This is a genomic window from Acinetobacter tjernbergiae DSM 14971 = CIP 107465 (assembly GCF_000374425.1).
Lineage (GTDB): Bacteria > Pseudomonadota > Gammaproteobacteria > Pseudomonadales > Moraxellaceae > Acinetobacter > Acinetobacter tjernbergiae.
Window position 1 is genome coordinate 21,339 of sequence record NZ_KB894377.1, and the last position, 18,909, is coordinate 40,247.

20 protein-coding genes are annotated in these 18,909 nt (G+C 37.0%); 11 read left to right on the top strand and 9 right to left on the bottom strand.

Going from position 1 to position 18,909, the window contains the following annotated elements:
• Positions 1 to 122: 122 nt before the first annotated feature.
• Positions 123 to 914 (top strand): DUF4198 domain-containing protein, encoded by a 792-nt coding sequence (locus C502_RS0115900; protein ID WP_018679778.1) that lies wholly within the window; start codon positions 123 to 125, stop codon positions 912 to 914.
• A 51-nt stretch (positions 915 to 965) separates the two neighbouring features.
• On the opposite strand, the gene C502_RS0115905 is transcribed toward C502_RS0115900, so the two are convergent.
• Positions 966 to 1,529 (bottom strand): demethoxyubiquinone hydroxylase family protein, encoded by a 564-nt coding sequence (locus C502_RS0115905; protein ID WP_018679779.1) that lies wholly within the window; start codon positions 1,527 to 1,529, stop codon positions 966 to 968.
• Between the two features lie 147 nt (positions 1,530 to 1,676).
• On the opposite strand from C502_RS0115905, the gene C502_RS0115910 reads away from it, so the two are divergent.
• A complete protein-coding gene (locus C502_RS0115910) occupies positions 1,677 to 2,597 on the top strand; it encodes a LysR family transcriptional regulator (RefSeq protein ID WP_018679780.1) in 921 nt (306 codons plus the stop codon).
• Positions 2,598 to 2,725: 128 nt separating this feature from the next.
• Here the strand turns inward: C502_RS0115910 and C502_RS0115915 are convergent, their stop codons facing one another.
• Positions 2,726 to 3,181, bottom strand: coding sequence for a DUF441 domain-containing protein (locus C502_RS0115915; protein WP_018679781.1), 456 nt, complete (start codon positions 3,179 to 3,181; stop codon positions 2,726 to 2,728).
• 147 nt (positions 3,182 to 3,328) lie between these two features.
• Complete coding sequence (locus tag C502_RS0115920) at positions 3,329 to 4,186, bottom strand: hypothetical protein (protein WP_018679782.1); 858 nt, start codon at positions 4,184 to 4,186, stop codon at positions 3,329 to 3,331.
• Positions 4,187 to 4,634: 448 nt separating this feature from the next.
• Between C502_RS0115920 and C502_RS0115925 the strand changes: the two genes are divergently transcribed.
• Positions 4,635 to 5,195 (top strand): TetR/AcrR family transcriptional regulator, encoded by a 561-nt coding sequence (locus C502_RS0115925; RefSeq protein WP_018679783.1) that lies wholly within the window; start codon positions 4,635 to 4,637, stop codon positions 5,193 to 5,195.
• A gap of 143 nt (positions 5,196 to 5,338) precedes the next feature.
• Here the strand turns inward: C502_RS0115925 and C502_RS0115930 are convergent, their stop codons facing one another.
• The gene (locus C502_RS0115930; RefSeq protein WP_018679784.1) at positions 5,339 to 6,118 is read right to left on the bottom strand and encodes a ferredoxin--NADP reductase; all 780 of its coding nucleotides are present in this window, start codon (positions 6,116 to 6,118) and stop codon (positions 5,339 to 5,341) included.
• A 100-nt stretch (positions 6,119 to 6,218) separates the two neighbouring features.
• Between C502_RS0115930 and tsaA the strand changes: the two genes are divergently transcribed.
• The 5 genes from tsaA to C502_RS0115955 all read left to right on the top strand — a co-directional run bounded on the left by tsaA (position 6,219) and on the right by C502_RS0115955 (position 11,322).
• Positions 6,219 to 6,953 (top strand): tRNA (N6-threonylcarbamoyladenosine(37)-N6)-methyltransferase TrmO, encoded by a 735-nt coding sequence (gene tsaA / locus C502_RS0115935; protein WP_023274672.1) that lies wholly within the window; start codon positions 6,219 to 6,221, stop codon positions 6,951 to 6,953.
• 43 nt (positions 6,954 to 6,996) lie between these two features.
• Positions 6,997 to 8,775 (top strand): GspE/PulE family protein, encoded by a 1,779-nt coding sequence (locus tag C502_RS0115940; RefSeq protein ID WP_018679786.1) that lies wholly within the window; start codon positions 6,997 to 6,999, stop codon positions 8,773 to 8,775.
• Between the two features lie 88 nt (positions 8,776 to 8,863).
• Entirely contained in the window at positions 8,864 to 9,226 is a 363-nt protein-coding gene (locus C502_RS0115945; protein WP_018679787.1) for a NirD/YgiW/YdeI family stress tolerance protein, read from the top strand.
• A 97-nt stretch (positions 9,227 to 9,323) separates the two neighbouring features.
• Entirely contained in the window at positions 9,324 to 9,983 is a 660-nt protein-coding gene (locus C502_RS0115950) for a response regulator transcription factor (protein ID WP_018679788.1), read from the top strand.
• 4 nt (positions 9,984 to 9,987) lie between these two features.
• Entirely contained in the window at positions 9,988 to 11,322 is a 1,335-nt protein-coding gene (locus C502_RS0115955; RefSeq protein WP_018679789.1) for a sensor histidine kinase, read from the top strand.
• A 76-nt stretch (positions 11,323 to 11,398) separates the two neighbouring features.
• Here the strand turns inward: C502_RS0115955 and hemP are convergent, their stop codons facing one another.
• The gene (gene hemP / locus C502_RS0115960) at positions 11,399 to 11,569 is read right to left on the bottom strand and encodes a hemin uptake protein HemP (RefSeq protein ID WP_004661888.1); all 171 of its coding nucleotides are present in this window, start codon (positions 11,567 to 11,569) and stop codon (positions 11,399 to 11,401) included.
• Positions 11,570 to 11,746: 177 nt separating this feature from the next.
• Here hemP and C502_RS0115965 point away from each other — a divergent pair, with 177 nt between their 5' ends.
• Positions 11,747 to 12,658 (top strand): thiamine phosphate synthase, encoded by a 912-nt coding sequence (locus tag C502_RS0115965; protein ID WP_018679790.1) that lies wholly within the window; start codon positions 11,747 to 11,749, stop codon positions 12,656 to 12,658.
• A gap of 5 nt (positions 12,659 to 12,663) precedes the next feature.
• Here C502_RS0115965 and C502_RS0115970 read toward each other — a convergent pair whose 3' ends face one another.
• A complete protein-coding gene (locus C502_RS0115970) occupies positions 12,664 to 13,236 on the bottom strand; it encodes a tetratricopeptide repeat protein (protein WP_018679791.1) in 573 nt (190 codons plus the stop codon).
• A gap of 19 nt (positions 13,237 to 13,255) precedes the next feature.
• On the bottom strand, positions 13,256 to 15,664 hold the full coding sequence (mrcB, locus tag C502_RS0115975) for a penicillin-binding protein 1B (RefSeq protein ID WP_018679792.1): 2,409 nt from the start codon (positions 15,662 to 15,664) through the stop codon (positions 13,256 to 13,258).
• A 232-nt stretch (positions 15,665 to 15,896) separates the two neighbouring features.
• On the opposite strand from mrcB, the gene C502_RS0115980 reads away from it, so the two are divergent.
• The gene (locus C502_RS0115980) at positions 15,897 to 16,805 is read left to right on the top strand and encodes an NAD(+) kinase (RefSeq protein ID WP_018679793.1); all 909 of its coding nucleotides are present in this window, start codon (positions 15,897 to 15,899) and stop codon (positions 16,803 to 16,805) included.
• Positions 16,802 to 17,074, top strand: a complete 273-nt coding sequence (locus tag C502_RS0115985; protein ID WP_018679794.1) for a YeaC family protein — start codon at positions 16,802 to 16,804, stop codon at positions 17,072 to 17,074. The genes C502_RS0115980 and C502_RS0115985 overlap by 4 nt, the downstream gene beginning before the upstream one ends.
• A gap of 170 nt (positions 17,075 to 17,244) precedes the next feature.
• Here the strand turns inward: C502_RS0115985 and C502_RS0115990 are convergent, their stop codons facing one another.
• Entirely contained in the window at positions 17,245 to 17,514 is a 270-nt protein-coding gene (locus tag C502_RS0115990) for a hypothetical protein (RefSeq protein ID WP_018679795.1), read from the bottom strand.
• A 249-nt stretch (positions 17,515 to 17,763) separates the two neighbouring features.
• Positions 17,764 to 18,762: a glycosyl transferase family protein gene (locus C502_RS0115995; protein ID WP_018679796.1), complete on the bottom strand. Its 999-nt coding sequence runs from the start codon at positions 18,760 to 18,762 to the stop codon at positions 17,764 to 17,766.
• Positions 18,763 to 18,909 lie beyond the last annotated feature (147 nt).

An 18,909-nucleotide genomic window follows, 5' to 3' on the forward strand; every position in this document is an offset into this window, starting at 1 on the left:
TAGATATAAAGTTAAAACTAATGATAATTATTTGCATTTATGTATAATGCTCAACATAGAATTTTATTAAACAATTTAATGTGATGAGAATCATGTTGGATTATTAAAGGTGGGAAGAACGAGTGAACAAATTATTAATTGCATCATTTCTTTTAGTTTCATGTTATAGCTTTGCGCATGAACCATATGTTGCTCCGATTGCCTATACAACGGAACAAACACAAGTAACAATCATTTCTGGTTATGCTGAAGAAGCTTTACAAAGTGAATATGCATTAAAAAATGCAAAATTTGAAATCACGAGTCCAAATAATACCAAGACCACAATTGAAGCAGATTCTAAATTAGGTTCGGCTACAGTTTTTGATTTGAAGTTACCTGAAGTTGGTACTTATAGTGTTCAAACCAGCGCGAGTTACCCTTTGAAATATGTACAGGATCAAAAAGAATGGAAAATGTTCTTTGATATGCCGGCAGACAAAGCACCTGCCAAAGCTGAACGTGATTTTGTTATTCCTTCTGACTTAAAATCGAAAAAAATTACGCCTGTTGAAATTACTCGTGAATGGACATTATTGACTTATGTATCTAAAGACAAGAACACACCTGTTCAGGTAAGTACAGCACCAATTCAGGTTGAATTTTTGACACATCCGAGTGAACTAAAAGCGAATCAAGCCGTAAAAATTAAAGTATCTAAAGCCAATAAAGCATTAGCAAATGCCGATGTCGTGATTCGTGCGAAAGGAGCGACTGATAAGCAAGGCATCAGCTTAAAAACGACAATTGATGGAAGTGCTGATCTGCTATTTGCCAAAGCAGGTGAATATTTGATTGAAGTGAGTGAAATAGTGGATACGAAGCAAAAGCCAAGTAATCAGTTTTATAGCATTATTAGTGTCTCTGTAAATTAAGCAATACGAAGGCTGATCGAGACAAGATTAGCCTTCTAAATTTTGAGGGTTTTAATCTGTAAGAGGCGAATTCTTTTTTGATGGCAAAGATATTTTAAGGTGTATGGCGAGAAATTTTGCCAGATAGGCACATTGTTGGGCAAATTTAGCAATCATTTTTGCTATGGGATAGTTAAAGTCTGCATGTTCTAAAGCAATATGCTGATGACTTATTTCATCTTCTCGGATTTCTAAAACAGCTTGATAAATCTTAATATTTCTCTCTTTAAAGAAAAAGGAAGCTACTTCTAGTTCCTTATTAACAATATTTTCAATACTAGCAGTACTCACCCAAATGGCATTTCTGCCAAATAATCCAATAAGTAACCCGTAGAAAATACCACCAATACACCAAAGCAGAGAAGGTAATACAACTGAATTTTTATATTGATTAAGAAAATTTCCAAATAAATAAAAATGTTCGGTTTCATGCCTATGCATTTCATCCAAGGTTGTAATCATATCTCGGAAAAATAGCTTAGCAATGATGCGATGTCCATAATAAACCCCTGTTGCACCTTTTTCACAAGCATGAATAATCCTAAGTTGAGTTTCTATTTCTTTATTCTGACTCATATTGTGGCTCACAGTTGCTGATTATTTTTGTTTGTAAAATATACAGTATTAGGCAATTCTGATACAAATTGGTTTCAGTATATTGATGCTGAGACAAAATAATTAATTTAATGTTAAGATGAATTAAATTCAATTTTGGTTTGTGCTGTGTTAGAACTTCGTCATTTAAAAACATTAATTGCTTTAAGAGAACATGGTTCATTGGTGGCTGCTGCAACTGATTTATGCCTTACACCATCAGCAATCTCACACCAATTAAAAGAACTCGATCATTGGTATGGGATCGAAGTTGTCAATCGCCGCAGCCGTCCTGTCAGTTTTTCTAATGTTGGAGAACGCCTGCTCAAATTAGCGGACGATGTGTTACCACAAGTGCAAATCGCACAAACCGATATTACCCGTATCGTACATGGACAAACAGGACGAATTATTTTCTCATCGGAATGCCATAGTTGCTTTGATTGGCTCATGCCGTTATTAAATCAATACCGCCAGCAATATCCAGATGTAGATTTAGACTTTGCTGCGGGATTTGAATCCAATCCACATGAATTATTGCAAAATGCTGAATTTGATTTATTGATCACAGCTGACCCAATTGCTTTGAAGGGTATTGAATACTTCCCAATCTTTGAATATGAATCACGTTTGGTTTTGTCTAATACACATCCTTTGGCTCGTGCTGAACACATTTCAATACAAGATTTAGCTGATGAAACACTGATTACTTATCCTGTTGATAAGCACCGTTTAGACATTATGGCGCATTTGTTTATTCCAGCGAATATTCATCCTAAGCACATTCGGACAACTGATTTGACTCAGATGTTGATTCAATTGGTTGCCAGTGGACGAGGCATTGCTGCTTTACCTGATTGGGTGGTTAATGAATATGAGCAAAAAGGTTGGGTTGTGAGCCGTCGTTTAGAATGCGTAGCTCCAGAAGGTCTGAGACGTACACTCTATGCAGGTTATAGAGTTGAAGATAAAGACAAAAACTATTTTGAAGGTTTTCTGAAGCAACTTGAGAAATTTTCAAAGAAGCGTGCGATGTATTATGAAGATTGATTAACTTTGTTATCTAGGGTCTAAAGGGGGAGATATACATTCTCCCTGAACGGCTTATATACTTTTATTTGTATACACAGAATGATTAACCAAGATGCCAATCCAACATAAGCATTGACTTGAACCTGTTAAGATTTCCCAATCAAAAGCGATAAAATACCAGCAGCAATCAGCGGGCCAACAGGAACACCACGTAAGAGTGCAACACCAGCGACCGTCCCAATTAATAATCCTGCCACAATATCAGGTTGATTACTCATTAGTTTTACACCGCGACCACCTAACCATGCCACAGCTAAGCCAACGGCAATCGCAAGCAATGATTTAATACTGATAAAAGACTTGAGAATACTATGACCACTAATTTTACCGCTTGCAATTGGTGCCAATACGCCAATCGTTAATATGATAATGCCAATATTCAAACCATGATCTTGAATATAAGGGAAAAATTGATTTAATGGAGTAAGTTTTACTAAGATCAAGCTAGCAGCTGCAACGATTATTGCTGTATTGTGACTAAAAATTCCACAAGCTAACAAGATCAAAAGTACCAATAAATTGACATCAAACTGTGAAAACATGATATGGGATATTTGGGAAAATAAAGTTGAATTATATCGTAAATTCTAGATTTTTATTTTAAAAAGATGTTTTGTCATTATTGGATAAAATTAATTTACGAATGCACACAAACCATCTCAAGCCTTGAGATGGTTTGTGTGGAAAAATTAAGCTAATTTTTTATATGTTTCGTATTGGTAGGCAATTTGTTCATCCCAAAATTGTTGCCATAGATCACAATATTCTAAACAGATTTGGCGAATTGCACTGTAGTCTGCTTCAACACATGCTTGAGCGAGTACAAACCATAAATCGTCTTCATGATCGTCATCTGCGGCTTCTGCTGTTTCATCATGTGAAACACCGTGGACATAGTAGTATCCACTATCAACATCAAAACCAACAGCATTAGTTGCTTGGCGAAGTGCTGGACTAAATAAGATCACCTCTTCTTCAGCGACAGCAAGTAAAGCAGTAACGACTTGATAGCGATCAAAAGAATTTTCTAAATAATTACAGACTTGTTGGGCTATGATTGATGGTTGGTAATCATTGCGTTCTGATTGGCTTAGTTCAAAATCATTTAGCACATCTTCAAAAAGAGGATAGTGTGCATATTCAGGATTGCCAGAATAGTATCCATCTTTGTCTAAAGCTGGGCGGAAGCCAAATTCATCTAGAATATTAAGATTTAGTAAAAAACGTGCATACATTTTTGAACCAGATAATAAACGAGGTTCTAACTGTCTAGTTTGGAATTGGGCCATCAACAAAGCATCAGTGAAAATTTGAACAATCGCATGACGGTACTCTAAATGGATATGTTTTAAAGTTTCTTTGTCAATCAAACCATCATTTAATAACTGGATTGCTGGATGTTTTGAAACAGGATGATTTGAAATCTCTGCTCTTAGCTCTTTCAGAAAATTCAGGTTTTTATTCCATAGCTCTTCAGAAATACTATTTTTCATTCCGTCTATAGCTTTCTGTCTAGGGTTGTTAAAATCTTCGAATTTTTTTGGCATAGTCTTGTACTCAATGAATTAATATTATTGCTTTTCCAATTATATAGTTTCGATTTGCTTTGGTTGCTTATGAGTATAACTATTAGTTCAACCAAATATCTTTTTATTGGATAATTTAAATATAAAATGAATTTTTTGTGAAATCAATTTATTAAACAATCTTAAAAATTAAAATAAAGTTTGTTAATTAACCTAATTTTGATAAAAAGGTGATATACTTCACTATATATTTTAATTTTCTTAAAATATAGTAAATTTTCTTTACAAATGATCTTGTTTGTAATTAAATTTTTGCTTAATTTAGAGGGGAGGAAATAAAGAAAATTTAATACTTTCTAAAAAGTTCTTAAAATAATATGAGTGAACATAGTTGCCAGACTTATCCAGCATTTAACTATGTCTAAATAATACATTAAGTTTTTTGATAGAATTCTAAAAGGATAATAAAATGTCAAAAAAAGAAGATATTATTACAACGGCTCTTAACCTTTTTAATCGCTACAACTATAGTTCTGTTGGGGTAGATCGAATTATTAGTGAATCAGGTGTTGCTAAAATGACCTTTTATAAGTACTTTCCCTCTAAGGAAAATCTTATAGAAGAGTGTCTATCTCGTAGAAACAAAAGCATTCAGCAGGCCATAGAGCAAGAAATTAGTCTACAAAAGGAGGATGATTATTTAGGTCGAATTAAAGCTGTGTATTTTTGGCATTTAGCTTGGTTTAACTCTGATGACTTCCATGGGTGTATGTTTCAAAAAGCTTCACTTGAAGTTCTACAACAATATCCCTCTATTATTCGACCGATTATTGAGTATAGAGAATGGCTAATGCATTTACTTGAAGGTTTATTTGAAAAAGCTAAAGTGTTTCAACCACATGTATTAACTGCAATGTATATTAATATTTTGGATGGTATGACTGCATATGCAAAATTAAACAAAGATCATACAAAAATTGAAGAATGTTGGTATTATATAGAAAAACTGATTAATTTGGATGCTGCATAATTGGCAGAAAAATATAATTTTAATATTTCTAAATAATTTTTTTATCTAATTTAATATTTACAACAATCTTTAATCAAAGCCAAATAATTAAGATAAAAAACCGAGTATATAAACTCGGTTTTTTTATCTACAAATTCTATATTTTATTTTTCAACAAACGCTCGTTCGATTACATAATCACCCATCACACCCATGCGTGGTGATTCTACTAAACCATGCTGATCAAGTAGAGCCGCAACATCTTTTAGGAAAGCAGGGCTACCACAGAGCATTGCACGGTCAGTTTCACGGTTGAAACGAGGTAAACCTATTTTTTCAAACAGTTCGCCTGATTCGATTGCTGTTGTTACACGGCCTTGAGTATGAAAAGGTTCACGAGTAACTGTTGGGTAGTAAACTAATTTGTCTTTGATCCCAAGTTCTTCAAAAAATTCATGATTTGGAAGCTCATTCAAAATTAGATCTTGGTAAGCAAGTTCTGAAATGTAACGAGTCCCATGAACCATGATGACCTTTTCAAACTTTTCGTAAGTTTCTGGGTCACGAAGTAAAGAAAGGAATGGTGCTAATCCTGTACCCGAAGATAAAAGATATAAGTTTTTACCTGGTAATAAATCATCGTGTACTAAAGTACCTGTCGGTTTTTTAGAAATAAGGATTTCGTCGCCCACTTGTACTTTTTGTAGAATAGAAGTTAATGGACCATCTTGTACTTTAATCGAGAAGAATTCGAGTTCTTCCTCATAATTCGCACTCGCAATCGAATAAGCACGCATTAAAGGCTTACCATTCACTTCAAGTCCGATCATCACAAATTGACCATTTTTAAAACGTAAGCTTGTATCGCGTGTCGTTTTAAAACTGAACAGAGTATCATTCCAGTGGTGAACATCAGTAATGCGTTCAACGTTAAAAGCAGCCATTAAAGGTCTCGATCACAGTTAAAAGAAACAAGTTGCTATTCTAATCTAAAATCATTCTCGATAAACTGAATATATTTAATTGTGTTTATAAGAAAAAGTGATGAGTAACTCAGTTGTGATGCCGATAATCGGTTACATGCATTCACCTTATCGTGAAAAATTTGGAATTCCACGGCAGCCAAATTTAGTGCAAGTCGAGTCGTATATAGAGATGGTGGAACCCTATAACGATATTCTGGCATTTGAAGGAATAGATGAGTTTAGTCATTTGTGGCTATTGTGGCAGTTTCATGAGAACAAAAATAAAGATAACTCATCCAATCAAATGTCTAAATTTCGGGCACAAGTAAGACCACCACGTTTGGGGGGGAATCAAAAAGTCGGGGTTTTTGCAACTAGAAGTATGTATCGCCCATCTCCGATCGGTTTATCTGTGGTTCGTTTCATTCGGATTGAAAAGCATGGAAAAGGGATACGTTTATATGTGATGGGTAGTGATTTATTAAATGGTACGCCGATCTTAGATATTAAGCCTTATATCCAATATTCCGATGCGATTGCAGATTCAGTGAGTGGTTATGCGCAAGATGAACCTATCCGTAAAATGGTTGTTTGGATGGAAACTGCACGATTGCAGCAGCAACAGTTCTTAAAGCTCGGAATTTTGAATAAAATGATATTGGATGAACTTGAACAAGTGTTATCTTTAGATCCTCGACCAGCGTACCAAGATAATGCTGAACGAGTCTATGGAATGTGTTTTGCAGAATTGAATATTCGTTTTACAGTAAATGAAAGGAATGTCACCATTATTGCTGTAGAGCAAAATCAATAATTTAAAAATATAAATGAGTCATAACTTTGGGGAACTTACGGTCATGCAAGCTCAGAAAAAATTTGCAAACTTTTCTTTTACGGTTGATGTGACATGGTGCTTAGAACAACTGCTACAAGATAGTCGTATTACAGAACGAGATAAGTTACTCATTCAAACAACGCATCGACAAAAAGACCAATTAAAATGGCATCCTTTACAATGGATCGCGAATTTTAATTTAAAAGATCAGTTGAATCTTGGCTCTACGTTTACACTTAATCGTTTATGTCAGTGGCTGGCTGAAAAAGCAGAAATTCCTTTATTTGTGATTGACCCTCTAAAAGCAGATGTAGCGGCATTAACGAGTGTTATGTCACAAGAGTTTGCAGTTAGAAATCATATTCTTGCAGTAGAAGTACATGCTGATCGTATTTTGATCGGTACGGATCAACCTTTTACAAAAGAATGGCAAAATAACTTAGAACGTAGTTTAGCGCCGAAAAAGATTGATCGAGTTTTATTAAATCCTGAACAACTTCAACGTTATTTGGTTGAGTATTATCAAGTCAGTCGTGCAGTCAGTTCTTCACAAAATTCGAATGTGTATGATCGTGAAAATAAAGGCGTTGAAGCTCTATTGCAATTAGGCGATACGCAAACGCCTGATGCCAATGATCAGCATATCGTAAAGTTAGTCGATTGGGTGTTGCAATTTGCCTTTGAACAAGGGGCGAGTGACATTCATTTAGAGCCTCGTAAAGACAAGGGTAAAGTGCGTTTCCGTATCGATGGTGTGTTACATACCATTTATAACATGCCTGCCAACACACTTACGGCAGTAATTTCTCGTATCAAAATTTTAGGGCGAATGAACGTTGCTGAAAAACGTAAACCACAAGATGGACGTTTAAAAACGCGCACACCAAAAGCACAAGAAACGGAGTTACGGCTTTCTACATTACCAACTGCCTTTGGTGAAAAGTTGGTGATGCGTATCTTTGATCCTGAAGTTTTGGTTCGTAGTTTTCAGCAGCTTGGTTTTGAAGGACATTTGTTGCAGAGTTGGCAGCAATTAACCCAACACAGTCATGGCATTATTTTAGTTACAGGACCGACAGGTTCGGGTAAAACTACAACGCTCTATTCTTCTTTAAAGCAATTGGCAACAGAGCAGGTCAATGTTTGTACCATTGAAGATCCGATTGAAATGCTTGAACCTAGCTTTAATCAAATGCAGGTGAATCCAAATATTGAACTTGGATTTGCTGATGGTGTACGTGCCTTGATGCGCCAAGACCCAGATATTATTATGGTGGGGGAGATCCGTGATCATGATACAGCCAATATGGCGATTCAAGCAGCATTAACAGGTCATTTAGTGTTATCTACATTACATACTAACGATGCTCCCTCAAGTTTGACTCGTTTGCATGATTTGGGTATACAGCCATTTTTAACCGCAGCGACAATTTTAGGTGTTCTAGCACAAAGGCTTGTACGTAGGCTTTGTCCTCATTGTAAAGAAAAAACCCAAATAAATGAGCAAGATTGGAATCATCTTACCTTTGATTACATTATGGAAATGCCATCGACGATGTATAAAGCGGTTGGTTGTGAAGCCTGTAGACATACAGGCTATAAAGGTCGGGTTGGTATTTATGAGTTTATGCCAGTTAGCTTGGAGTTAAAAACTTTAATTAGTGCAAATGGCACGTTAAATGATTTGAAGATACAAGCAAAAAAAGAAGGGATTGAACCTTTAAGAATTGCAGGTGCGCGTAAAGTCATAGACGGCGCAACAACTTTAGAAGAGGTCTTAAGGGTTGTACCATTAAATTAATTAGATCATTGTTATCTTCAGATTCACCTCATCTTCATTTGTTTTAATGGCTCTATTGAAATCAAGCAACAAAGATGAGGAATTGAATATGAATATTTTTTCTAAAGTTATGTTGATCGCTGGTTTAGTTGGTACAACAACATTTGCAATTGCAAACACTAGCGCAGTAAATGAACAAGCCGTAGCGCCGTCAATGACGACAGTAAAACAAGCGTCGATTTTAAAAGATGATACACCTGTTAAACTCAAAGGCTTTGTAGTAAAAGCAGTCGGTGATGAAAAATATCAATTTAGCGATCAAACAGGCATGATCACGGTCGATATTGATGATGATTTATGGCAAGGTAAACCTATATCAGCGAAAACACCCGTGACGATTATCGGTGAAATTGATATTGACTATAAACCAACCAAACGTATCGAAGTTGATGTTGATCAAGTACAGTTCTAAGTCGTAATTTTTTACAAAACCACATGAACAACATGTGGTTTTTTACGTGTAGGGTATTTTAAGGTAAATTTGAATGCTCAAATGAGAGGATTATTTTATGCGGATTTTATTGGCGGAAGATGATGTTTCTCAGGCAGAAAGTCTTAAAGACTGGCTAGAAATGGATGGTTATAGTGTTGATTGGGTCGAGCGTGGTGATCATGCGATTTTAGCAATAGAACAGCACCAATATGATTGTATCTTGTTAGATCGTGGTTTACCTCATGCCTCTGGTGACGAAATTCTTAAAATAATACGTCGTCAGAATACCAAAACCCCCGTCATTTTTATTACGGCTAAAGACCATATTCATGATCGGGTTGGAGGCTTGGACTTAGGTGCAAACGATTATTTAGTGAAGCCATTCAACTTAGAAGAATTATCGGCGCGAGTTCGTTCACAGTTACGTCAGCATCAAGCACAAGTTGGACAGTATTTGAGTTTTTCAGATTTACAACTCGATCCACAAGCGAAAACCTTGACCAAAGCAGGGCAGTTGATCAACCTCACTGCCAAAGAGTTTCAAATTCTGCATAAACTGATGCAAAAGCCCGATCATATTTTGACACGCGAGCAACTTGAAGAGTCACTGTATGCGTGGGGTGATGAAATTGAAAGCAATGCGATTGAAGTTTTTATCTATCAAATTCGCAAAAAAATTGGTGGACAATACATCAAAACGATTCGTGGTTTAGGTTATCGAATGCATCAGGAATAACATCATGAAAGTCGTGTCATTACAGAGCAAACTGGTAAAGACCTCGTTGATGAGTTCAATCGTTGCAGGTTGTATTGCATTACTTTTATTCGTGCTGATTTCAATATATCAAACCATGCAAGTACAAGATCAAATCATGGATGAGATTTCTGATATGTTGCTGATCGCCGACTTAACCAAAACATCTGGGCATCAGATAGATGAATTAAGTGATCAGTTTGATATTCAATACCGTTTGAGCAATCAACAACAGATATTAACGCAGTCAGAAGATTTTCAGCTTGATCAATCGTATTACAAGCTCATCTTTAAAACTGCTGATCATTATGGCTTAATTTGGCAGGATCATAAATTATGGCGAAGTTATACAATCGATGAGGCAGATTCACAATTGCAAGTCATGCTATTGCAACCATTGGATGAGCGATTTGATGAGTTAATGCATAGTTTTCTGAGCTATTTATTTATCCTATTGATGGTCTGGCTATTACAGTGGATCATTGTACATTTCTTGATTAAGCGTCAATTTAAAGTAATTCATCAACTAGCAGCAAAAATATCAGCAAAAAGTGCAGACGATCTAAGTCCCATTCAATCGAGTGAGGTTGAACTGAAAGAGTTACAACCGATGCTAAGGCAGCTCAATCATTTATTGCATCGTTTAGATCAATCTTTACAGGCGGAGCAACGCTTTACGGCTGATGCTTCACATGAGCTACGTTCTCCTTTGTCTGCTATTCAAATGCGTTTACAGCTTTTACAGCGTAAATATCCTGAGCGTGCAGCAGATTTTACGCAAATGCAGCAAGATGTGAGTCGAGGGATTCAGATACTAGAAAACCTACTTTTATTGGCACGTTTAGACCCAGAGCATGCTGGAAGCTTACCTAAAACACAGGTTAATTTGCATATCGTGATTGATGAAGCTGTACAGGCTTTGCATTTATTTGCAAATCAAAAATCGATTCAATTCCATTTACAGTCTATGACAGATGAGAATCACACGACTCTTGCCAACCAACAGTTAATTTTTACCTGCATCCGTAATATTATCGACAATGCAATTCGTTATACGCCAGAACATGGGCATGTCTATATTACTTTAATACAGCAACAGGACTTGGAGCTTATCTTTGAAAATGAAGGGCATGGGTTAAATGAAGCCGTGTTTGAACGGCTTGGAGAACGTTTTTATCGTGCTTTAGGCACAAAAACGCAAGGCTCAGGTTTAGGGTTGTCAATTTGTACAAAAATCATCGAATTGCATCATGGGGAGATCACGTTTGAGCAATCTCAGTACGGCGGTCTAAGTGTGAGGATTCGACTGGCATTGACTTAATTTGAGAAAATAAAAAAAGCAGTATGCGCTGACAGACTGCTATTCCCACGTTTATTATTATGCGGTTGTTATTATATTACTTCGTTAAAATCAGGCGATTATTACGAGTTAAGCGTAGACGATATTCTTCGCCGGCATGCATAATGCGGATTTCTCGACCTAAAGCAAAAAGGTTATTGGAATGCAGCATTGGTAACGATTGAGCTGCGTCTGTACTGCGAGTAAATAAGTTGAATGGTGCGTTCATTTGTTATGCTCCGTGGTGTGCTTTTTAATATTTTAAATGATAATCATTATCGAATAGGCCTGTCAACGTAAATTTTAAGAATTTACAAAATCATTTATTAATTTTGTTTTTTGTCATGTGAATTACTTGGCAAACTACTTAGAATTGTTATGAAAAGATGTGAGATTTTAGACTGTTATGGCAAAAGCTATAGTTGATGTTGCAATCGCAATTTTATTACATAAGTCCAAAGTATTGGTGGGGTGGCGACAAGCAAATCAACATCAAGGCAATAAACATGAATTTCCAGGGGGGAAAGTTGAGCAGGGTGAAACACCTGAACAAGCCTGCCGTAGAGAGATTTATGAAGAAGTTGGTATTGGTCTAAAAGATTGGCATATGTTTGATATGATTCAGCATGAATATGATGACATTATTGTCAATTTGCATTTATTTCATGCCTATGTACCTGATGAATTACTTAATCAAATTCATCAGCCTTGGGCTTGGTATGATCGTGATCAACTCGCTCGCTTAAATTTTCCTAAGGCGAATACTGTGATTCTGCAACGTTTAATCTGGTCTCATTTGATCAAGATTAATGATCGAATTGCTGCTTTACCCCAAAGTAATGCCCAATTGTATTGGCGTGTGCAAACAGGTGAAATCGAGAAAATTGAACAGCAGTTGAGGACTTTAAATGATGTTCAGCGACAAAAATTGATACTCAATATTGATCTTTGGCGAGAGCTTAATACAGAATTACAAGCCAAAATTGATACGATTCATCTTAAACAGTCCCAATTAATGGGGTTGAACAAAGGTGAATTAGTCATCGGGAAACGTTTTATTGCAGCGTGCCATGATGCGGTTTCACTACAACATGCACATCATATTGGCTGTGATGCGGTATTTTTAAGCCCTGTTAATTCGACTGAAACGCATCCGAATGCAAAAGTTTTAGGGTGGGATGATTTTGCTGAGTTAGCAAAGGATAGTGATATCCCAGTCTTTGCTTTAGGTGGTGTTGCACCTGAAAATTTAGAGCAAGCCCAAAAACATCATGCTTATGGGCTTGCGGGAATCCGTCAATTTAGTTCAATTAATTGATTCTTTTACAGTGCTTGAATGGCTTTTTTAGCTTCTTGGGCTTTTACTGGGTGATTACGTGCTTCGCTTGCTCGGAGCACAATAAACCAAAGTTGTTTTTTCATTGAGTTACTTTGCGCATAGCTTAAACCTCGACGTGCCAAAGCTTCCGCATTTGCATATTGTTTGCGTTGGTCTGCAATCAATGCTAAATACAAATAAGTTTCGGTCGCTTGGGGAGCAATACGTTGAGCTTGAAGCGCATAACGTTCTGCTTCAGCAAGTTGCTGCTGTTTATAAGCCACTTGGGTTTTTTGCATCAACGTTCGAAAAGCAGGAAGTTGGCTGCCATCATTGAACTTTTGCTGAACTTTTTGTTCAGGCACAACCACAGGTACATTTTGGCGCTTTATTTCCTTTTGCTCATACGGCGTAATTTTTACATTCGACGCTAGCGGAGCAGTTTTCTTTTTCTGCGTGTTCGTCATGGTTGGTGGTTCACCTAATTTGATGACCACTTTTTTATTTTTTGGCGGAGGAGCCGAAGTACAACCTGCGAGCAGCAATACTCCAACTACAATCGTTGTTTTCTTAATCATGTCCAATCATCCTTGTAACTTAATTCTCACCACTATAACTACCGCTAGAAATCACACGTGTTGAGTTATGATTGGATAAATCGGTGTCCATTTGGTTTTCACTTTCTCTAATATAATTGGTGTTACTGTCATTATGTACATCACCTTGAGTCCCTTCTGCTGATGGAAGAGTGGTTGGTTCAACTTCATAATGAGATTGACCACATAGGGTCGCACGACGAGGCACAGTTTGTCGAAGCAGAGGGATGTACATCGCGCCATCACAACCTTGAGCAGATAGGTCACCAGTTGCACTGTCAATCCATTGCCATTCCACATTGTCTGTTTGACGCAGGTTAACAGGTTGTTGGCGTAGTTGTTTCATGACATTGGTCCATACAGGCAATGCACCTGAAGAACCTGTTAACCCAGTCACTTTATTATCATCGAGACCTAACCAAACAACCGCCACATGATTACCTGAGTAACCTGCAAACCATGAGTCACGTGTATCATTAGTTGTGCCTGATTTACCAGCTAAATTCAAATTTTCAGGCAAGCTGCTATAAGCCGATCGACCTGTACCAGAACGCATAACTTGCTGTAGACCATAATTCAAAATATAGGCAGCAGCAGGGTCAATGGTTTGTTGAACATTTAAACTGTAGCGTTCGAGTAAATGTCCTTGCGCATCAACCACGGTGCGAATAGAGCGAGGAGGATATTTAAAGCCGCCAGTTGCAAAGTTGCCATATATGCTCAGCACTTCCATTGGGGACATATTCACTGCACCCAGATAAATAGATGGGTAAGCAGGAATACTGGAACTGACACCAAATTGCTTTAATTTATTAGAAAATGCAGATAGTCCAAATTCATTCGCCAAGCGTACAGTTGACAGGTTGTATGAGTTTGCCAAGGCTTGTTGCATTGGAACAACGCCATGTTCACCACCGCTATAGTTCTTAGGTGTCCAGTTCTTATCACCATCAATAGGAATATTCACAGCACTATCTTCAATCGGACTTGCCCATGTATAACGACCTGATTCAATTGCATTTAAATAAATGACGGGTTTCAATAATGAACCGACTTGACGTTTAGCATCCAAAGTACGGTTAAAGCCTGTAAAGTCTTGGGTTGAACCCACAGCAGCAACCAATTCACCATTTTCAGGATGGGCAACAAGCACAGCACCTTGTAAGTTTTTCAAACGTGCTGGATTCGCTTTTGCTAAACGTTCAACAGAATCTTTAAAAGCATTTTGCACTTGAGTTTGTGCAATCGGATCAAGTGTTGTAAAGATTTTTAAACCTTGATTGGTAATATCACTTTCTTGATATTCTGTGCGTAATTGACGACGGACGATATCAAGAAAATCAGGGAATTTTGCAGGCCCTAAAGTTGGTTTACTAATAATATTTAAAGGACGCGAAATTTCATCTTGATATTCAGCTTCGCTTAAATAGCCCATCACCATCATATTATTCAATACAACATCGCGACGTTTTTTTGCGGCTTCAGGGTTTCGCCAAGGGTTATATAAGGATGGGCCTTGCACTAAACCAACTAGAAATGCTTGTTGTGAGATGTTTAGTTCACTTAATGGCAAGCCAAAATAGAATTGTGAAGCGAGACCATAGCCATTAATTGAGTAACTGCCATTTTGACCTAAGTTCACTTCATTTAAGTAGGCTTCTAAAATTTCATCTTTGCTGTAATGCAATTCAATCAATAAAGCCATCAGTGCTTCATTGACTTTACGTTTCAGTGTTTTTTCTGGTGAAAGATAGAAGTTTTTAACCAACTGTTGCGTTAATGTTGAACCACCTTGGCGTCGACCACCCGTTGCGTTACTGACCAAAGCACGCGCGGTACCACGAATTGAAATTCCATGATGGTGATAGAAATTACGATCTTCGGTAGAAATAAGTGCTTCAATCAGTGTTTTCGGCACTTTATTCAGTTTAATGAGTACACGGTCTTCATTATGCTGTGGATAGATGCCACCAATTAATAAGGGTTCTAAACGTGCAATCCCTGTGCTAGATGGTTTGGTTGAACGTATTTCACCCACTTGACCCTCAACAAAAGCGAGCTCAAGTACTTGTTCAGGCTCATTGCTATCACCATAGTCAAAACCACGTGTATGTACATACATTTGGTTACCTTGAACGATGTAGCTTCCTGATTTGTCATAGTTTGCTGTATTTTTATAACCCAATAGTTTTAATTCTTGAATAAAATTATCTTGGGTAATTGGTGCATTTGCATAGATTTCTAATGGACGAGCAAATACCTTGGCAGGAATATCCCAACGCTGACCCTCAAATTTATTACGAATAATATTATCCAAGCGGATCAGATAGATACTAAAGGCAATAAAAACCCCAATCACTAAAATTGAAAAAATTAGTGCTAGAAAACCAATACCACGTTCACACTTCATAGATTTGAGTTAAACCGAAACAATGTGGGTAATGATGCGATAGCTTATTAGCAATTTGCAATCATAAAACTGTGAATAAATAGCAACATGCAATAAAAAAATTAAGCATGTGTTGACATTAAACGTGTAAAAAAACAACAAATAGACATTTTTATACTTTTTAATCAATCATCAACGAAAATTTGATTGTTAGTGATATGATATCAGCAATCGCGACGTAGCTGAGTTATTCGTGCAAATTTCACATAAATCCTTTCGAAATATTGGTCTAATCGGACGACCAGATAAATATTCTGTAGTAGAAACGTTATGTTTAATTCATGATCATTTGATCACTTTAGGCCTAAATCCCGTTTTTGATCAGGAAACAGCAAAGCTCGTACCTTATAGCTATGGGCAGACTGTGAGCCGCAATTTACTCGGTGAAGTAGTCGATTTGGTGATCGTTGTTGGTGGTGATGGTTCATTACTTCATGCTGCCCGTGCTTTGGTGAGATATAACACGCCAGTGATCGGAATTAACCGTGGTCGACTTGGTTTTTTAACCGACATTAAGCCTGCTGAAGCCATTTTCAAACTGGATCAGGTACTACAAGGTCAATTTCAACTCGATCGACGTTTCTTGTTGGAAATGGAAGTTCGTACCAATAATGAAACCATTTATGATGCAATTGCCTTAAATGATGTGGTGTTACACTCAGGTAAATCGGTTCATATGATCGATTTTGAGCTGAGTATTGATGGGCAATACGTTTATCGCCAGCACAGTGATGGTTTAATTGTATCGACGCCAACAGGCTCGACCGCTTATTCACTATCAGGTGGTGGACCAATTTTGCATCCAAGTATGGATGCGATCGCATTGGTGCCGATGCATCCACATACTTTGTCATCTCGCCCAATCGTTGTAGGTGGGCAAAGTGAGATTAATATTACCATCCGTGAAAATCGTGTTTTGCCGATGGTGAGTGCCGATGGTCAACATAGTGTTGCATTAAATGTCGGTGACACTGTGCATATTCGCAAACATCCGTTTAAACTAAGCTTATTACATCCACCTGGCTATGACTTCTATATGGCATGTCGTACCAAACTGGGGTGGAATCAAGATTTTGAATCTTTTCAACAGGATGACTCATGAATATTGAACAAATGCTCGCTATTTTAAATCCTGAAATTGTTGAGCGTCTTCGGACTGCTGTTGAAATTGGTAAATGGCCAAATGGTATTGCATTGACCAAAGAGCAACGTGAAACATGTATGCAGGCTGTGTATGCGTGGGAAATGGAACACTTACCAAAAGAACAGCGTAGTGGTTATATCGACCGTGGTACTAAAGAAGAAGGTGAGGAATGTGATGATGATCATCACAAAAATGAGCCTGAATTTAAGCCGATTCGGTTTGTTTAATTAATACAAGTGTTATTTAAAGCGATGATTTTAATAAAGTCATCGCTTTTTGCTTTCAGAGTTATATCTAATTCAATAGTTGTATGATTTGCAATATTAACTTAATAGATTTTTATAAATTAGCGGTGAGCTAGTTCGGCATTTCACTGCACAGTCGTGAGATGAGTAGATTAAACAAAATATCCTGCCTCTCTCATTTGCACCAAAATTGAGTCGTCAAATTGTTCATCAGATATTCCTCTAGCTGACTTAATACTTTTCCAGTGCCAAATTAAAGGTAGAGCTTTACTATCTAAAAGACAGAATTCTTCAAGGAAAATAGAAGCCAAATCATGTTTATCTAATCCTGGATTAGTCGTTAGTATACGATTTAATACAACACTTGGTTTTTCGCCTTGCAAGATTAATTTCAATTGATTTATATCTTCAGAATGCGACATATTTTATATCTCCCCATTCTCCTATTTATTCAACTTGTGTGCTATTTGACCTATCTAGTAGTAGCTTTTTCTATAGATATGTCTTTTGATTTATCTAAAATTAAAATATGGTTCTAAAACAAACTTTTTGTTTTCTATTGAAAATAGTGAACCTTCACTTGTAAAAGAAACCATTTTATATTTCCTTGTTGCACTCTTTCTAGAGTGCAACATCAAACAAGTTAAGACTTAGTATTTAAGTGACTATATCTACTTAAAACGATTGTCCCAAAGCTCTTTCGCTTTATTCATCGCTTCCTCGTAACTTTCTACAGCACCCATCGTGTATAAAGCAATTCCCATCGTTTCAGTCACAGCCATTTCACCATATTCATGTGTTTGCTCACCAAGCCACACCGCTTTAAATACTGCAAGATCTAGTTCTTCTTCGATTGGACTACGGTCAGGTGTTAACTTTGGTAGTTCGTGTTCGTACAACTCACCATTTTTAATGCCACAAATTAAAGTCTTGGCATCAGGATTACGCTCGAACTCACCACCTTCACCTTTAATCACAGCACTATTTTGATAGTCTAAACGGAAAGCCGTTTGTTGATGTGAAGTACGGTAAGCAGGGTGGAAAATTGCTTGTAAGGTCGCTTTGGCATTAAATGGATTAATCAAACGAGCAAGGGTATGAATTGGAGAGCGTAAACCCATCACATTGCGGAGTGAAATCAAATCACTTAGAACAGGGGAAATAGCTTCAAGCGGAAGAAATGCAAAATTATGTTGATCAAGTTGTTCACGAACATCTTGCTCATTTTTACAAATAGAATAGCCTAAGTATTGAAGCACTTGTTCGGTATAAACACGATTAATGGTATGACCCGATGCACCATGCATCGCAACCTTATAACCGTGATGAGCTAAGGTGAGTGCTGCTAACAAAAACCACGGATAATGTTTACGTTTTCCTGCATATGACGACCAATCTAAGTCAACATCTAATGCTTCAAAATTGAGATGATCACGTGTAGCTTGTACAAACCCTGCAAGTTCATCGACAGATTCTTCTTTTACACGTAACAACATTAAAAAAGCACCAAGCTGAACATCAAGTACTTCATTTTTCAGAATCATACTAAACGCTTGGTAGGCTTCTTCATAGCTTAGCGAGCGAGAGCCTGTTTTGCCTTTACCTAAAATACGAACATATTGAGCAAAGGGATGTTCTGCTGTTTGATAGATATTTCGTTTTGTATTCATTGTCGTGTAAAAATCATCGCGAAGAATAGAATTAATATGACATAAAAGCAGCGTGTTGAGCGTAAAAAATGAGGGAGGCTGTGTAATGATTAAGCAATTGTTTTGTCAGATGAATCGCTATAAATAAAATTATTGACCGAATCAGTC

Bases quoted from the DNA above. Each gene is read 5' to 3' on its own strand.
- C502_RS0115990 (WP_018679795.1), bottom strand. From the start codon at position 17,514: ATGTCGCATTCTGAAGATATAAATCAATTGAAATTAATCTTGCAAGGC.
- C502_RS0115970 (WP_018679791.1), bottom strand. From the start codon at position 13,236: ATGATTAAGAAAACAACGATTGTAGTTGGAGTATTGCTGCTCGCAGGT.
- hemP (WP_004661888.1), bottom strand. From the start codon at position 11,569: ATGAACGCACCATTCAACTTATTTACTCGCAGTACAGACGCAGCTCAA.
- C502_RS0115995 (WP_018679796.1), bottom strand. From the start codon at position 18,762: ATGAATACAAAACGAAATATCTATCAAACAGCAGAACATCCCTTTGCT.
- C502_RS0115955 (WP_018679789.1), top strand. From the start codon at position 9,988: ATGAAAGTCGTGTCATTACAGAGCAAACTGGTAAAGACCTCGTTGATG.
- C502_RS0115930 (WP_018679784.1), bottom strand. From the start codon at position 6,118: ATGGCTGCTTTTAACGTTGAACGCATTACTGATGTTCACCACTGGAAT.
- C502_RS0115950 (WP_018679788.1), top strand. From the start codon at position 9,324: ATGCGGATTTTATTGGCGGAAGATGATGTTTCTCAGGCAGAAAGTCTT.
- C502_RS0115920 (WP_018679782.1), bottom strand. From the start codon at position 4,186: ATGCCAAAAAAATTCGAAGATTTTAACAACCCTAGACAGAAAGCTATA.
- C502_RS0115965 (WP_018679790.1), top strand. From the start codon at position 11,747: ATGGCAAAAGCTATAGTTGATGTTGCAATCGCAATTTTATTACATAAG.
- C502_RS0115985 (WP_018679794.1), top strand. From the start codon at position 16,802: ATGAATATTGAACAAATGCTCGCTATTTTAAATCCTGAAATTGTTGAG.
- C502_RS0115915 (WP_018679781.1), bottom strand. From the start codon at position 3,181: ATGTTTTCACAGTTTGATGTCAATTTATTGGTACTTTTGATCTTGTTA.
- C502_RS0115905 (WP_018679779.1), bottom strand. From the start codon at position 1,529: ATGAGTCAGAATAAAGAAATAGAAACTCAACTTAGGATTATTCATGCT.
- C502_RS0115945 (WP_018679787.1), top strand. From the start codon at position 8,864: ATGAATATTTTTTCTAAAGTTATGTTGATCGCTGGTTTAGTTGGTACA.
- tsaA (WP_023274672.1), top strand. From the start codon at position 6,219: ATGAGTAACTCAGTTGTGATGCCGATAATCGGTTACATGCATTCACCT.
- mrcB (WP_018679792.1), bottom strand. From the start codon at position 15,664: ATGAAGTGTGAACGTGGTATTGGTTTTCTAGCACTAATTTTTTCAATT.
- C502_RS0115940 (WP_018679786.1), top strand. From the start codon at position 6,997: ATGCAAGCTCAGAAAAAATTTGCAAACTTTTCTTTTACGGTTGATGTG.
- C502_RS0115925 (WP_018679783.1), top strand. From the start codon at position 4,635: ATGTCAAAAAAAGAAGATATTATTACAACGGCTCTTAACCTTTTTAAT.